The organism is Sphingobacterium wenxiniae (genome assembly GCF_900116225.1).
GTDB classification, from domain to species: Bacteria; Bacteroidota; Bacteroidia; order Sphingobacteriales; family Sphingobacteriaceae; genus Sphingobacterium; species Sphingobacterium wenxiniae.
The window spans coordinates 447457-462798 of sequence record NZ_FOZZ01000002.1; the positions used below are offsets into that span (position 1 = coordinate 447457).

Sequence of the window (15342 nt, forward strand, 5' to 3'; positions counted from 1 at the left end):
CTATTTATTCTTTTATCCGCACTACGCCTTCACTACTGCTTGCCTATATTCTGCTGCCTCATAGTAAAATGCTGTAGCCTGTGTAAGATATGCTTCGGCAAACTCTTTAGACGGCTCATATTTATTGATCTGAAGCACACGTTCAGTAAAGGCCGTTGGAAATGTAAAGGTTCCTTCCTGAACATAAAGTGTCTCAAATTCATTGATAACCGCAATTTGCGTGCTCGCATTCACACCTTTATCCAATAATAATGCTTTTGCTGTCCACACAAATGAGCTATAAATATGATAAATGGCATCGGCATAGGAACCTTTTTCTAAGGCTTGTTTAGCCAATTCCAATTTTTCTTCAGTCTCAAACAATAAAGTCGCGACAAGATCGATAACCACACCTGCACATTCGCCAACGCCAATCGCTGTATTATAGACATCCTCACGCCCCCAATCCAGAAACTCATCTTCGGTGAGTGTAGAAAGGTCCGCGATAGGCTTTAACAGACGGTAAAAATAATCTTTGGTTTGTCTGTCATAGTATTCATGAAAGCTTTCATCAGCAAGCTTGTTAATTTTAAAATCATTCAAAACCAGATCCACAACTTGTGTTACGCGCTTAGTAGGCACTTTTGTAATCCGGTCGGCAATACGTCCGACTCCATTACCAACCGTACCGCCACCGATCATCACTTGCGCAGCCGGCAATACTTTGCCAGCGGCCTTCAATGAACCGCCATGAAAACCGATATGTGCCAAACTGTGTTGACCACAAGCATTCATACAGCCCGAAATCTTGATTTTCAAATTCTGCTCATACACAAAATCATGATGAAACTCTTCGATATATCGTTCCAATACACGGGCCATTTCTGTCGAGTTGGATATACCAAGGTTGCAGGTATCCGTACCTGGGCAAGTGGTTACATCCAAAGTACTGTTAAATCCATAGTGGGCATAGCCCAAGCTGTGCAGCACATTATAAATATGCGGTAAAGAAGCTTTGCGTGCATATTTCAACAACAGATTTTGATCTTGTGTAACCCGCATGTCGTCTGCAACATGCTCTTGGATTCCTTCGATAAGCAAACGGGCTTTAGCGGTTGGTATATCACCTGTCGGCACTTTAACATACACACCGTAAAATCCAGATTGCTTTTGTTCAAATGTGTTCGTTTTCAACCAGATTTCGTATGCTTTAGCATCTACAGGCTCTACCTCGCCTTTAAAAACAGCTGGCGGTTCGGGTTGAGCAACAGTCTCCCGATCGATAACAAAATGTTGAGTTTTATTCGCAAGGCGCTCCTCTTCTACCAATCTTAAAACCTCTTCCAATCCTAATTTTTGGACTACATATTTGAAACGCGCTTTGTTTCTATTGTTTCGTTCACCATAACGGTCAAAGACACGGATAGTGGCTTCTATAAGAGGAATAAACTCATCTTCCGGAAGAAAATCGTGGATTTTCTGTGCCAGAATAGGCTGCGCACCAAGTCCACCACCATACATAACGGTAAAGCCTCTTTGCTCCTCTCCTTCCACAATACGTACTTTAGGGATAAAACCAAAATCCTGCAAGTAGGAGAATGCCGTGTCTTTATCGCTCGATGAAAATCCAATTTTAAACTTTCGCCCCATTTCAGCACAGATAGGATTCCGAACAAAGTATTCAAAAGTTGTGCGTGCATACGGCGATACATCAAAAGGTTCGTCAGGATCAATACCCGCTGCCGGCGACGCCGTTACATTCCGCACCGTATTACCGCAAGCCTCACGCAGGGTCATGTCATCTTCTGCCAGTTGTGCCCACAGCTCCGGAGTTCTGTCCAAGCTTACAAAATGTATCTGTATATCTTGTCTTGTTGTAAAATGGATATTGCTGCTGGCATATTCGTCCGAAACATCAGCTATACGAAGCAATTGTTTGAAGGTTACCTTACCGAAGGGCAATTTAATACGTATCATTTGTACGCCCGGTTGGCGCTGTCCATATATTCCCCGAGCCAAACGCAGGGACTTAAACTTGTCCTCCACCATTTTTCCTTCTCTATAGGAACGGATTTTTCTCTCCAGCTCAATAATTTCTTGTTCTACAACGGGGTTCTCCAGTTCTGTTCTAAAACTCTGCATGTTATGTCTCTTCTCGTATTATGATTTTTACAAATCTAACTACATAATAGTAGTTTCTTTTCAATAACTCCGCGACAAAGTTATAAAATAAATATCTATAAATTATATAAACTCTACTGATTTAGTATATATTTGTAGAAAATTTTTCAACCCTTACATTGTGATTATTGAGAAGAGAAGATATAAATGGCTAAAATATAGCGTGTTAATCGCTTGTTTAAGTACCGCCTGCGCACCGAAAGTCAAAGAAGGTTATGATGAAGCAACAGGATATACTGGGAATATTTCCATATCCGGAGCCTTTGCTTTGTATCCAATTGTGGTTTTATGGAGTGAAGATTTCAAAGCTTTACACCCGAACGTACGCTTTAACATTTCTGCAGGTGGTGCCGGGAAAGGTATTTCCGATGTATTGACCAATATGGTTGATATAGGCCTTGTATCACGGGATTTGCATCCGCAGGAAGTGGAAAAAGGAGCTTACCCTATCCACATAGCCAATGACGCCGTATTGGGTACAATAAACAGTAAGCATCCAAACATTGATCTGATTAAGAAACGTGGTTTTACACAGGAAGAGCTTGCCAATATCTTTGTCCACCAACGTTACAAGTATTGGAACGACATTGATACCCGATTCGTAAAAGAACCGATTGAAGTCTATGTGCGCTCGGATGCTGCTGGTGCTGGCGAGACCTGGGCAAAGTATTTTGGCGAACGCCAGGAGGATCTGAAAGGGATAGGCATATTCGGTGATCCCGGACTGGCACAGGCTGTAAAGGAGAAGCCGTTGTCCATTGGCTTTGGCAATATCAATTTTGTTTACGATTTGCAGACGAAAAAGACTGCGGAACATATCACCACCATTCCCTTGGATCTGAATGCAAATGGTAGGATTGATGAAGATGAAGATTTTTACGGCCATTTAGATAGTCTCACCAAAGCTATCGCAGAAAAAAGGTATCCGTCTCCTCCGGCACGTGATCTTACGTTCGTGATACGAAAAGACAAGCAGACCAAGCTCATAGCCGCCTTTATATCTTTTGCCCTGGACAAGCAACAGCAAGGATATCTGTTGGAAAACGGTTATGTGCCATTAAATGATGAAACAAGAAATACAGAATTAAATAAGTTATCAAGTGGACTGGAGACTGATAAAAGATAGAATTGTCAAATATACATTTGCATTCCTGCTATTTATAGCATTGGGCATGGTGTTACTGATTTTTGTAGGATTGACAGGAAAATCGCTCCCTTTATTGCAAAACGAGCCTATCGGGCAGATTTTGACGGAAAGCGTTTGGTCACCTTTGAAAGGAAACTTTGGATTTCTGCCCTTCATTATGGGAACGGTTTGGGTTACTTTTATTTCTTTATTGATAGCAGTACCACTTTGTACATTGGCCTCGGCTTATTTAGTGGAATATGCCAGTGAGCATTTACGGAGACTCGTATTGCCATTAATGAACGTTCTTGCTGCGATTCCACCGGTACTTTATGGTGTGTGGGGCGTGTTGTTTGTCGTTCCTGTTTTAAGCCGTTATGTAGCACCGATGTTTGGCATAGACTCTTCTGGTTATTCGGTATTTGCCGGGGGAATTGTATTGGCAGTTATGATCTTTCCAATTATGATCAGCATCATGGTACAGGTTTTACAGACCATTCCCCAGGATCTCAAATCAGCATCCCTCTCTTTGGGAGCTACCAAATGGGAAACAATCACAAAAGTGGTTCTTGTAAAGGCCAGACCGGGATTGATTGCAGCGGTTGTATTGGGGATTTCTCGCGCTTTCGGTGAAACCATCGCAGTTTTGATGGTCTGCGGAAATGTTCCGCAGATTCCAAAATCGCTTTTTGATGCCGGCTATCCTATTCCGGCATTGATAGCCAATAATTTTGGTGAAATGATGTCTATTCCTTTATATGATTCAGCATTGATGTTTGCCGCGTTGTTATTATTCGTCATCATCTTCGGGTTCAATTTAATTTCTAGGCTTATCTTAAATAGATTGGAGGGTAAAAACTAATGTCAAATATTCAACGAAGATTACGAAAAGAGAAAATCGCAAAAATAGTGATGCAGTTATCCGGCATATCCATAACAGGCTCGTTATTTCTCATCATCGGTACGATTCTATACAAGGGATTGCCTTATCTCTCTTGGGAAATGATAAGTCAAACTCCTAAAGGAGGTTTTTATATTGGTAAGGAAGGCGGAATTTTGAACGCTATTCTGGGTTCGATCTATCTGGCAACTTTATCTACTTTATTGGCAACCCTCATTGGTATACCTATTGCTATTTATCTGGATGTTTACGTAAAATCCAAATCTTTTTTCGCTCGCTGCTGTAAGCTTTTGTTCGATGTATTGTTCGGTATTCCGTCTATTGTCTATGGTGCGATAGCGTTCAGTATTATGGTTTGGTTGGGGATTCGGGCCTCCTTATTAGGTGGCGTAATCACGATTACACTATTGACGATACCTATAGTGGTACGCACCATTGACGAGTTATTGAAAACAATTCCTGTCGATTTGAAAAATGTGACCTTTTCCATGGGTACAACACGATGGGAAACAGCCAGAATGCTGTTAAAATATATCAAGCCCGGCATATTTACAGCCATCTTACTTGCTTTTGGCAGAGCTATCGGCGACGTTGCAGGTGTGTTGCTGACCACAGGTTTTAGCGATAACCTGCCGAAATATCTGGATGAACCCACCGCTACACTACCGTTGGCGATTTTCTTTCAGCTGAGCAGTCCTGTGCCTGAAGTACAGGGGCGCGCTTATGCATCAGCTTTAGTATTGACTTTTATTATTTTAGTTATCGTTATATGCACACATATCCTCGCTTCGAAACAGAAGAAACACAAAATATAACGCAAATGGCGTTACCCCATATCGAGATAAAGGATTTGAATGTTTTTATAGAAGGACAACATATACTCAAAGATATCAATCTCTCTATTCCCAACAATTCCATTACCTCCATTATCGGCCCTTCGGGTTGTGGGAAAACAACCTTGCTCAAAACTTTGAACCGATTGGTGGACGATGGCAAAGGCGTTGAAATCAAGGGATCAGTATTGGTAAACGGTGAAGATATTTACGCTCCGCATGCCGAAGTAACGCATATCCGTAAAAAAATGGGCTTGCTCTCCCAACGACCTTTTCCACTGCCGATGTCCATTTTTGACAATGTTGCCTATGGTCCGCGCATTCACGGTGAACGCAATAAAGCCATATTAAAACAGATTGTAGAACAACAGTTGCGAAATGTTGGTTTGTGGGAGGAAGTAAAAGAGCGATTGGATGCTTCGGCAACAGGACTATCCATAGGTCAGCAGCAACGCCTTTGCTTAGCACGGGGATTGGCTGTAAAACCTGAGATTATTTTAGGCGATGAATCAACCTCTGCCCTCGACCCTATATCTACCCAAACGATTGAAAACTTGCTAATTGAATTAAAGAAAGATTACACCATTGTACTGGTAACGCATATCTTACGGCAAGCACGCCGTGTATCTGATTATATTCTTTTTGTCTATAATGGGGAAATTGTGGAATTTGGAAAAACGGAAGATGTTTTGTTGAACCCACAGAACGAGATAACCAAGCAATATGTCAAAGGCTTTATTAGTTAAGTTAAATAAAAAAGGCTGCGAAACCAGAAGGGTTTCTGCAACCTTTTTTTATTTCAACATTTATGCCGCACCTCGAATAATTCTTAATAAAATGGCAATAATGGCGATAACCAGCAAAATGTGAATGATACCCCCTGTTGCATAACCTCCGAAAAAACTAACCGCCCAAATGATGACTAAAATCACAGCGATCAAATACAAAATGTTTCCCATAACTTTTAAAATTAAATCAATAAAAAATATCCAACTTGTAAATATTGAACAACTTACAAGCATAATAGTTTTTGATTCTCAAAAAAATAATGGGAAATTTATGTTATACAATTCAAATGATGGATTATATCCCTTAAGAAAAGTAAGCCTATAAAATATCCAACAACTCACTTTTAGACAATTGGTTAAAGAAAGTAGCATCCGTGGCAATCAAATCTTGTGCTAACTTGCGTTTCTTCTGTTGTAATTTGGCAATCTTTTCCTCAACAGTATCCTTACATATTAGACGCACAGCAACCACATTTTTGGTTTGCCCGATTCGATAACTACGATCTATGGCTTGATTTTCTACTGCCGGATTCCACCATGGGTCTACCAGATATACATAGTCCGCCTCCGTAAGATTAAGCCCCACCCCTCCAGCTTTTAAACTAATTAAGAACACCCTGACGTCTTTATTCTGCTGAAAATTACGAACATTCTCCCCTCTGTTTTTTGTCTGTCCTGTAAGATATTCAAATACTATCTTCCTATCCTCCAATTCTACCCGGATTAAATCCAGCATCTCCACAAACTGTGAAAACACTAAAATCTTATGGTTTTCGGATTTGTTTTCAATCTGTTCCGCAATAACCTCAATCTTGACCGCATTTTCACCAGAATACCCCTCTTTCAGAAGCCGTGGCGAATTACAGATCTGCCGAAGTTTTGTTAATCCGGTTAACACATGCATACTACTTTTTTGAATCTCGTCGTCACTTTTGGAAGAAATGAACTCCCTCAATTCGCGTTCATAAGTATCATATACCAGTCTTTGCTCCGCATTCATTTCGCAGTAAATAAGCATTTCCGTCTTTTGAGGCAGCTCTTTCGCTACCTGTTGCTTAGTTCTACGCAACATAAAAGGGTTTATCTTTCTGCGGAGTTCTGTAGCCCGCTTATTATAAGCAAACTGGTCAATTGGTATAGCATATGTATCTTTGAAAAACTGCTTGCTTCCCAACAATCCAGGACAAGCAAAAGAAAGCTGTCCATAAAGGTCAAAGGTATTGTTCTCTACCGGAGTGCCCGTCAACACTACCCTATTCCGCGCCTGTAGCAAGCGTGCAGCTTTATAACGTGCCGAGTTCGGATTTTTGATTGCCTGTGCCTCATCCAAGAAGATATAGTTAAAACGAAAAGTTTTCAAAATACGAATATCCGAGAGTAACATTCCGTATGTTGTTAAAACGACTTCATATTTATTTAGCTCCTCGACATCTTTCTCTCTCTGCGGACCATAATGAACCTCAACCTTCATCGATGGTGCAAATTTTTCTATCTCTTCCAGCCAATTGAATAATAAAGATGTCGGTACAACAATCAGGTTCGTCCTGTGTCCATGTTTTTCTCTTTGGGAAAGTATGAATGCGATAATCTGCAAGGTCTTGCCTAACCCCATATCATCCGCCAAGCATCCCCCAAAATTAAAATTATCCAAAAAATTCAACCAGTTCAACCCTTCTTGCTGATAATCTCTTAGCTTAGCTTTTAATTCCTTAGGTCGTTTTACGACAGGAATATTCGTAAAATCCGAAAAATGCACTTTATAATTGTTTATTTCTTGCTGTGCCTCTTCACTTAACACTTCTTGCACAAACAATTTTTCCACTTCAGTAAAATTTATTTTGGCAATCTTAAGTATATCGCCATCGATATCACCAACCTGAAAATATTGGGCAATCTTGTTTATCCATTCTTCAGGAAGTATCCCTTGCGTACCATTATCCAACTCGACAAATCTATTCTTATTTCGAATTGCTCTATGCACCTGTTTTAAGGTTGCCTTTGTTTTCCCAAAGCTTACAGTCAATTTCGCATTGAACCAATCCTCCCCACTATGGACTTCGATATTAATTTTTGCCTTAAACGGGTTCAGGTTATTGTCTTTTATTTCATTAAATCCCAAGACCGTAATCCCAGCGCTGACCCATACATCAAAAGCGTCCAAAAACCAATCTTCCTCCAAAAATCTATCCTTGTGGAGGTAGAAATACTCTTGCTCTTCAAGTTGTTCCTTAAAATCACTATGCTGCTCCATTATAATGGACGTGAGGCGAATTTCCTTTTCCTTATTTCGTTCTATCTTAAATTCATTACCATTCCTATCCCTGTCAAAAAGTTGTTTTTTTGAATATACAGGAACTTCAATCACACCATATTGCATAACCGGTGTGATGTAAATAAAACTACCCTGTTGTTGTAGATAGATGATTGGTTGTATCGCCCATTCCTTTTCTTCAAGCTGAACAGACGTAGCTGTATGTATATAAGTATAGTTGATATGGACAAATTCTTCCAATGACGCAAGAGTAGTTTGGATAAACTCTTCATATTTAGAGGCATGTATCAATAAGATTTCATGGTTTGCCTTAAAAAACTTAATCAGTCGTAACATATCTGGATTGTCCACCAGATAAAAGGCTTGATGATGGTAAACAAAATAGTCGTATCGGAGAGTAATATTTTTAAATGGAATAGCAACATCTTGAAATATCAGTTCTCCAGTGATTTCATAGAACGGTTCCTTTTTAAAAACTGTTAACTGTATTTCTGCTTTCAGCATACCAATAGCAACAGGCAACAGAGATTTTGCAGAGATTGTTTCAGAAATATCCCGATCATGGTAATAGATCGGCAAGCCAAGAGGATTGGCTACAATTGCTTTTAGAGCCTCATGATCGATTTCGAAATTATCCTCACTATATTTATTTTGAAAAGCTAAGATAGCTGTGTAAAACTTGACTTCAAGCGCATGATCGGATTTCCAGATAGCCTGCAATGGATCTATATTCGTCAATGGATTTTTTATTTTTCCTGACTTGGTACAAGCAGATTCCATCAGTAGGAAGTTCAGCTGATTGTAGTAACGATGACGACTAATAACTAATAGTTGTTTTTTCTCTTCAATCTTTTTTACTAAAACAGACCGTTGCTTCGGAATGAGATTATTCTCGATGGCGTATCCATCAAATGAGAGCAATTCCTTTACTTTTTTTTCAACATGAAGCTTACCATCCTCATAACGCAATAGGAAATAGACGTCAAGGTCAGCTTCATTCTCGAGACCATAACCCCTTGCCGATTGCAACAGGATTTTATGACGGAGTTGTTTATCATAAAAAATACGAAAATCTCTTTTTTCAAGAATACAATAGATAACTTCCGCCTGATGCTCACACAATTTTTCCGAGCTATTATTGCAAGAGCAAACGGATATAATCGTATTATCTCCCTGATTTACGGATACGTGAGGGGATTCAACAGTTTCATCGTTTTTCGTGAAAAAGCCCGTGTTTAATTCCAGAGATAATGGATAGATATTTCCAAAATCTTTCCTATCCATGAAGTTACTGTCTTGCGTATGCTTTAAAAGATCGAAGACCGAGAGTGTAGCGATATTTACATTCTCCAGTATATACCCATTTGGTAAACTCATGAATTACCTCTAATTAAATTATTACTAAGCTTACAAATTACTAAAAAATCCAAAAAACAACTTCTATAATTAGGTTGTATAATTCCTACAACTAAAATAAAGGGTGATGGCTATAGCCGTGAAAATAGCGATGAATGATATTGTTATATCATCTCCACAACGCAGTGTACTTTAAAAATACTACATCTTTTTTAGAACTTTTTCAAAGGTATTCATATTCCGGGAAGTCAATGAATCTTTAAGTTTTTTGCGCCCTAATATTTTTCCAAATTCTGACCCTAATGTATTTCCTTTTGGCACTTTCCAATAGAAATTATTTGCGACAATTTTTGCTTCTTCGTCCTCTATTTTATCTGAAGATTCAAACTCTGCCATTAATAGCTCTTCAATTCCAGCCAACCCCACAAACCCATAAATATGAAAATCCACATGGGCTGTAAAAGGATTATTGTTGAAAATCTGTGCAACTTCATTTTTATCCTTCACGAAAAGAAAAGCTTCGTATTTAAAATGCTCAGACACGGCTTTCTCAAGTATCATTTTTAATTCAGTTTCATCTTTCTCGGACGAGAACAAAATATTTCCTGAAGCCAAAACGGAGGACACTCCTTCCATACTTATCCTTTCAAAAACAGAACAGACCTCTGTCATCTTCATATTCGTGCCTTTTACATTTACGCCCCGTAAAAAAGCACAGTAGCTCTTATTCGCCATTCTTAATTCTTTAATTTATTTATAAACACCATCGATAAACCATCAAGAATAAACAATATAAAAAGAATAATTCATTGGTCTAATATAAAAAAGAGGGGCTTCATAATGAAGCCCCTCTTTGCAGAGAGGATGGGATTCGAACCCACGATACGGTCATCCCGTATACAGACTTTCCAGGTCTGCTCTTTCAACCGCTCAGACACCTCTCTGTTTTGCGGAGTGCAAATATATTTCTTTTTGCCAATTAAAAGAAATAAAAACGAAATTCTGCTTATATTTACTTGACAACAACCTGAAACACTTTATGAAAAGAATTCTTTCCATAGATGGTGGCGGCATAAGGGGAATTATCCCGGGTATGTTTTTAGTGGCATTGGAGGAGAAAATCAAGTCTGCTACACAGAATCCCGATGCCCATTTAATCGACTATTTTGATTTTTTTGCTGGAACGAGTACGGGCGGTATTTTGGTTTCCATTCTGCTTTGTCCGGACGAAAATGATCCGAGCAAACAAAAATACAGTGCAAAAGATGCTTTAGATATTTATGTAGAGCATGGCACCAATATTTTCACAGCCACACGTTGGAGGCGCTTCCTTAGTAGATTCGGCCTACTGAGCGAACGCTATAACGATACTGTATTTAAAAATGTTCTGGAAGATTATTTTGGTGACTGCAAACTGAGTGAACTTCTCAAGCCTTGCATTATAACAGCCTACAATATAGAATTACGCAAAAATCATCTATTTCGCCAACAGAAAGCCATATCCAATGGAAAATCTCGGGATTTCTATCTTCGCGATGTCTGTCGGGCAACCTCCGCTGCGCCCACCTATTTCTCTGTTGCTGAAATATTCTCTTTAGCCAATACACGTTATCCCCTGGTTGATGGTGGCGTTTTTGCTCACAACCCCTCCCTATCGGCTTTGCTTGAAGTCATCAAAAGCTACAATACATATCGTATCAACGATATCTGGATACTTTCCTTGGGTACAGGACTTTCCAAGGAATCGTATAATTATGAACATTTCAAGAAGAAATGGGCAATTTCCGTTGGTCCTGCACTGGTCGATATTATGAGTAGCAGCTCTGCCGAAAGCACCAATTACTACCTGAAACAACTGTTTCGTTCCGTCAACAAACCGGAAAACTATATCCGTATTGAGCCAACCTCCCTTTCGTCCATTGACCCCGCTATGGATGCTGCCTCCAAAGGCAATATCCAAAAAATTATTTCCTTGGGAGATAAATTAGTCAGCGAAAATGATGACTTGCTGAATCAAATAGTTGCCGAAATCATTCAAGACAAAAAAGACAAGAAGGATAAATCGGTTTGGAATTTTCTAAAAAATTAACATTATCACATTCCTTTTGATGCTTTTGATGATAAACCTTACATTTACCCCTATAAACACAATTACATGGCTTTAAATTACGTATGGGTATCCTTTTTTCTCATCACTTTTGTGGTTGCAATAGTGAAGTTAATCGGCGGAGATACCGAAATCTTTCAAAACATCGTCAATTCGCTTTTTGAAAGTGCCGCTAACGGAGCAACTATCTCTTTGGGATTAATAGGTATGATGGCCTTCGCCTTGGGAATTATGAAAATCGGGGAAAAAGGTGGTATGATTGCTATTTTTGCTCGTTTAGTAGGACCTTTTTTTAACAAATTATTCCCAGAAATCCCTAAAAACCATCCAGCTTTAGGTTCTATTCTCATGAATTTTTCTGCTAATGCTTTAGGATTGGACAATGCCGCCACGCCTTTAGGACTTAAAGCGATGAAGGAATTACAGGAGCTTAACCCGCAAAAGGATACGGCCAGCAATGCGCAGATTATGTTCATCGTATTGAACGCATCCAGTCTGACATTACTCCCGATTTCCATTATGGCGTATAGACAGGAAGCCGGTGCAGCACAGCCTTCCGATATTTTCTTACCAATTCTGATTGCTACGTTTTTCTCCACATTAGCAGCACTTATTATGGTTGCTATCTACCAGAAAATAAATCTTTTCAACAAGACCATTCTATTATACTTGGGCGGGTTAACCGCATTGGTTGGTGGTACGTTATACTATTTCAGCACGCTTGGGCAAGAGGAAATCGGAGTTATATCGCGGGTAGTAGGAAATTTAGTTCTATTTGGGCTTTTTATTTCTTTTATAGCGCTGGCTTTTTTCAAGCGCATTAATGTATATGATGCCTTCATTGAAGGGGCAAAAGAAGGTTTTGATGTCGCCGTGAAAATCATCCCCTACCTTGTTGCTATTTTAGTCGGCATTGCCGTTTTCCGTGCTTCGGGCACAATGGATTATCTCGTGCAAGGCATTTCATTTTTAATAAGTTCCGTAGGCATAGATACGGGTTTTGTTGATGCCCTACCAGTTGCTTTCATGAAACCTTTGAGTGGTTCAGGAGCACGTGGACTTATGGTTGAACTGATGGCGACTAAAGGCGCAGATGACTTCGCTGCACGTGTAGCCTGTGTCATACAAGGTTCTACCGAGACTACATTCTATGTGCTGGCGGTCTACTTTGGCTCAGTAGCTATCAAAAAGACAAGGCATGCATTACCTTGCGCCCTTATCGCCGAACTTGTCGGAGTGATTGCTGCCATTATTGTTGCATATATTTTCTTTGGATAAATTTAAAATCACCTACAACACATGAAAAAAACAATTGCTTTAATCGCTCATGACGGTAAAAAAGCCGATATGGTGGCTTTTGTAAAAGATCATATCGAAGATTTGAAACAGGGACATATCATTGCTACTGGAACTACCGGCTCATATATCCAACAGACTGGACTAGAAGTGGAGTTGAAGTTAAGCGGACCCATGGGAGGCGATGCTCAAATTGCTGCATTGGCAGCTGAAGGCAAAGTCCATGGCATTATTTTCTTCAGAGATCCTTTGGGCAAACATGCACATGAACCTGATATACAGATGTTGATGCGCATATCGGACTTGTACAATGTGCCGTTGGCGACCAACGTTGCAACCGGCACCCTTATTATAAAAGGACTTCTTTAAAGTTATCAAAGTGGACGAAGTGATAGTAAATCGCCATAACCAACATCACTTTATTTCAAATAATCTTGCTCGTTTTTTTCCAAAGCAAGTATATTTGCCGCATTAAAAAAACAAAATACGATGTCTTTAAGTACAGTAAGCGCAGCCAACGGTCCTTTTCAATCCTTTAACAGGGCTGAATGGAGGGACCTCAACGGTCATTTTTCTTATGACCTGACCGCGCATGAAATAGACAACCTTCATGCACTTAATGAGCCGCTTACAATAGAAGAGATCAATGATGTGTACTTTCCTTTAGCACATCTACTCGATATTTTAATTCAAAAAAACAAGGATACCCATACCCATGTCAACGGATTTTTCAAGAAAAATACACAAACGCTACCATATATTATCGGTATTGCGGGCTCGGTAGCCGTAGGCAAAAGCACCACCGCACGAGTTTTGCAAAAAGTTTTATCCTTATTGCCTAACAAACCAAAAGTAGACTTAGTGACAACAGACGGTTTTCTATACCCAAATAAAACCCTAGTCGCGCGCAATATTCTCAATAGAAAAGGATTCCCAGAGAGTTACGATACCAAATTATTGTTGAATTTTCTATCTGCCATGAAATCCGGAGAGGAAAGTTTTGAAGTACCCGTATATTCCCATATGGAATACGATGTCTTGGAAACAGAGAAACAGATTATTACCCGACCAGATATACTGATTGTAGAAGGGATCAATGTTTTGCAGGTCGATTCCAACAAAGGGAACCATATCTTCGTATCGGATTATTTCAACTATTCTATTTATGTAGATGCACAAGAGACAGACATCATGGATTGGTATGTCAACCGTTTCGAATCTTTGCGTGCTACCGCTTTCCAAAATACAAATTCATATTTTCACCGTTTTGCGGATATGAACCAGGAAGAAAGTAAAGTAATGGCTACACAGATATGGAATGAGATCAATCGCCCGAATCTACACGAAAACATCCTCCCTACCCGTTCACGTGCAGATTTAATCCTTGAAAAAGGTTCACATCATTTCGTCAAGAATATTCACGTGCGAAAAATCTAAGAGCGCGTGCCCCTTTTGTTTTTTGTCACGCTGAGCGGAATCGAAGCGCTAAAAAACACTAATCTTTGGTGAGTACATCATGACTGCGCTTGAATTTCAAGACTTCCTTCAGCACTTCATTTTCCACCCGTTTGTGCAATCTATTGCTACTGCTGGTCGCGTGCATCTCCAATTTATACTTGACATAATCTTTCCCTATTTCCAAGACCATTAGATTCAGATCATCTTCCCCACTTAGATAAGGATGATTAGATAACGAATTTTTGAGTTGCTCCTCCAATTTATCCACTTCCACAGCAGTCTGCAACGGCAACTCAAACTTCACAGTGAACAAACTGGAACGGTGTGCTGACATATTGACCATGGGCGAAACAAAAACCATGTTGTTGGGTACATTCACTAAATCATCCTCTTCATCCTGCAACACTAGACTGGACAGCGTAATATCCACAATACGCCCTTTATACCCTCCTATCTGTACACGGTCACCAACAGCCAACTGGTCTGAGAACATAATAATCAGTCCGCTGATCATGTTGGTGATATACTCACGAAAAGTCACAGCTATGGCCATAGCAACAATTGTCAAGCTTGTCAGAAAGACCGCAATATTAATCCCCAAGGCCGTCATAAAAGCCACAATCCCCATGATTGTATTGAGAACTGTCGTCAGCCTATTGATTCCTAAAGTAAAATTACTGCGTACGCTACGGTTCTCGTTCCTCTTATTGTATAGTGCTATAATAATGAAACGCCCTATGGAGAAAATGATGCTGCTGGTGAGGAACAGCATAACAGCATCACTCACCCTATCCAACCGAGAATGGGATTTATAAAAGTCCTCAAAATAGAAAAAAGACAGGTAAAGCAACACCCAGGCTATCACCTTCAGAATAAATTGAACAGGGATTACCCGTTTATTAGTTTCTTTTATCATCATTATTATCAGTGCACTAAAATATTACTTTTACCACGTTCATGCAATGGCTTTTCGACGAAATGTCGTATTTTGGTTACTGGATTATTAAAATAATCAAAAATACGTTAACTTAGCAAGCTGAAATGT

At 39.7% G+C, this 15342-nt stretch carries 13 protein-coding genes and 1 tRNA gene; 8 read left to right on the forward strand and 6 right to left on the reverse strand.

Going from position 1 to position 15342, the window contains the following annotated elements; translation table 11 throughout:
• Positions 1 to 21: 21 nt before the first annotated feature.
• Entirely contained in the window at positions 22 to 2121 is a 2100-nt protein-coding gene (locus tag BM375_RS04410; RefSeq protein ID WP_093363941.1) for a HEPN domain-containing protein, read from the reverse strand.
• A 160-nt stretch (positions 2122 to 2281) separates the two neighbouring features.
• Between BM375_RS04410 and BM375_RS04415 the strand changes: the two genes are divergently transcribed.
• The 4 genes from BM375_RS04415 to BM375_RS04430 are packed head-to-tail and all read left to right on the forward strand — an operon-like array spanning position 2282 to position 5766.
• Positions 2282 to 3286: a PstS family phosphate ABC transporter substrate-binding protein gene (locus BM375_RS04415; RefSeq protein WP_244525812.1), complete on the forward strand. Its 1005-nt coding sequence runs from the start codon at positions 2282 to 2284 to the stop codon at positions 3284 to 3286.
• Positions 3287 to 3332: 46 nt separating this feature from the next.
• Positions 3333 to 4148 carry a phosphate ABC transporter permease subunit PstC gene (pstC, locus tag BM375_RS04420; RefSeq protein WP_244525813.1) on the forward strand — a complete coding sequence of 272 codons (816 nt, stop codon included), beginning with the start codon at positions 3333 to 3335 and terminating at the stop codon, positions 4146 to 4148.
• A complete protein-coding gene (locus BM375_RS04425) occupies positions 4148 to 5002 on the forward strand; it encodes a PstA family ABC transporter permease (RefSeq protein ID WP_093363944.1) in 855 nt (284 codons plus the stop codon). The genes pstC and BM375_RS04425 overlap by 1 nt, the downstream gene beginning before the upstream one ends.
• 5 nt (positions 5003 to 5007) lie before the next feature.
• Complete coding sequence (locus BM375_RS04430) at positions 5008 to 5766, forward strand: phosphate ABC transporter ATP-binding protein (protein WP_244525814.1); 759 nt, start codon at positions 5008 to 5010, stop codon at positions 5764 to 5766.
• 60 nt (positions 5767 to 5826) lie between these two features.
• Here BM375_RS04430 and BM375_RS16975 read toward each other — a convergent pair whose 3' ends face one another.
• From BM375_RS16975 to BM375_RS04445, 4 genes are all read right to left on the reverse strand, one after another.
• Positions 5827 to 5979, reverse strand: coding sequence for a lmo0937 family membrane protein (locus BM375_RS16975; RefSeq protein WP_139227493.1), 153 nt, complete (start codon positions 5977 to 5979; stop codon positions 5827 to 5829).
• A 148-nt stretch (positions 5980 to 6127) separates the two neighbouring features.
• The gene (locus BM375_RS04435; RefSeq protein WP_093363947.1) at positions 6128 to 9457 is read right to left on the reverse strand and encodes a DEAD/DEAH box helicase; all 3330 of its coding nucleotides are present in this window, start codon (positions 9455 to 9457) and stop codon (positions 6128 to 6130) included.
• A gap of 180 nt (positions 9458 to 9637) precedes the next feature.
• On the reverse strand, positions 9638 to 10171 hold the full coding sequence (locus BM375_RS04440) for a DUF1697 domain-containing protein (RefSeq protein ID WP_093363948.1): 534 nt from the start codon (positions 10169 to 10171) through the stop codon (positions 9638 to 9640).
• A 121-nt stretch (positions 10172 to 10292) separates the two neighbouring features.
• Positions 10293 to 10380: transfer RNA gene (locus tag BM375_RS04445), tRNA-Ser, on the reverse strand.
• Between the two features lie 95 nt (positions 10381 to 10475).
• On the opposite strand from BM375_RS04445, the gene BM375_RS04450 reads away from it, so the two are divergent.
• From BM375_RS04450 to coaA, 4 genes are all read left to right on the forward strand, one after another.
• Positions 10476 to 11525, forward strand: coding sequence for a patatin-like phospholipase family protein (locus tag BM375_RS04450; protein ID WP_093363950.1), 1050 nt, complete (start codon positions 10476 to 10478; stop codon positions 11523 to 11525).
• A gap of 66 nt (positions 11526 to 11591) precedes the next feature.
• Positions 11592 to 12821, forward strand: a complete 1230-nt coding sequence (locus tag BM375_RS04455; RefSeq protein WP_093363951.1) for a nucleoside recognition domain-containing protein — start codon at positions 11592 to 11594, stop codon at positions 12819 to 12821.
• A gap of 21 nt (positions 12822 to 12842) precedes the next feature.
• Entirely contained in the window at positions 12843 to 13208 is a 366-nt protein-coding gene (locus BM375_RS04460) for a methylglyoxal synthase (RefSeq protein WP_093363953.1), read from the forward strand.
• 120 nt (positions 13209 to 13328) lie between these two features.
• The gene (coaA, locus tag BM375_RS04465; RefSeq protein ID WP_093363954.1) at positions 13329 to 14276 is read left to right on the forward strand and encodes a type I pantothenate kinase; all 948 of its coding nucleotides are present in this window, start codon (positions 13329 to 13331) and stop codon (positions 14274 to 14276) included.
• A gap of 58 nt (positions 14277 to 14334) precedes the next feature.
• Here the strand turns inward: coaA and BM375_RS04470 are convergent, their stop codons facing one another.
• Complete coding sequence (locus BM375_RS04470) at positions 14335 to 15216, reverse strand: mechanosensitive ion channel family protein (protein WP_244525815.1); 882 nt, start codon at positions 15214 to 15216, stop codon at positions 14335 to 14337.
• Positions 15217 to 15342 lie beyond the last annotated feature (126 nt).

What these genes read in the sequence shown, in the direction of transcription:
- BM375_RS04450 (WP_093363950.1), top strand. Translation starts at nt 10,476, where the DNA reads ATGAAAAGAATTCTTTCCATAGATGGTGGCGGCATAAGGGGAATTATC.
- BM375_RS04410 (WP_093363941.1), bottom strand. Translation starts at nt 2,121, where the DNA reads ATGCAGAGTTTTAGAACAGAACTGGAGAACCCCGTTGTAGAACAAGAA.
- BM375_RS04470 (WP_244525815.1), bottom strand. Translation starts at nt 15,216, where the DNA reads ATGATGATAAAAGAAACTAATAAACGGGTAATCCCTGTTCAATTTATT.
- BM375_RS04425 (WP_093363944.1), top strand. Translation starts at nt 4,148, where the DNA reads ATGTCAAATATTCAACGAAGATTACGAAAAGAGAAAATCGCAAAAATA.
- pstC (WP_244525813.1), top strand. Translation starts at nt 3,333, where the DNA reads ATGGTGTTACTGATTTTTGTAGGATTGACAGGAAAATCGCTCCCTTTA.
- BM375_RS04440 (WP_093363948.1), bottom strand. Translation starts at nt 10,171, where the DNA reads ATGGCGAATAAGAGCTACTGTGCTTTTTTACGGGGCGTAAATGTAAAA.
- BM375_RS04435 (WP_093363947.1), bottom strand. Translation starts at nt 9,457, where the DNA reads ATGAGTTTACCAAATGGGTATATACTGGAGAATGTAAATATCGCTACA.
- BM375_RS04460 (WP_093363953.1), top strand. Translation starts at nt 12,843, where the DNA reads ATGAAAAAAACAATTGCTTTAATCGCTCATGACGGTAAAAAAGCCGAT.
- coaA (WP_093363954.1), top strand. Translation starts at nt 13,329, where the DNA reads ATGTCTTTAAGTACAGTAAGCGCAGCCAACGGTCCTTTTCAATCCTTT.
- BM375_RS04455 (WP_093363951.1), top strand. Translation starts at nt 11,592, where the DNA reads ATGGCTTTAAATTACGTATGGGTATCCTTTTTTCTCATCACTTTTGTG.
- BM375_RS04430 (WP_244525814.1), top strand. Translation starts at nt 5,008, where the DNA reads ATGGCGTTACCCCATATCGAGATAAAGGATTTGAATGTTTTTATAGAA.
- BM375_RS16975 (WP_139227493.1), bottom strand. Translation starts at nt 5,979, where the DNA reads ATGGGAAACATTTTGTATTTGATCGCTGTGATTTTAGTCATCATTTGG.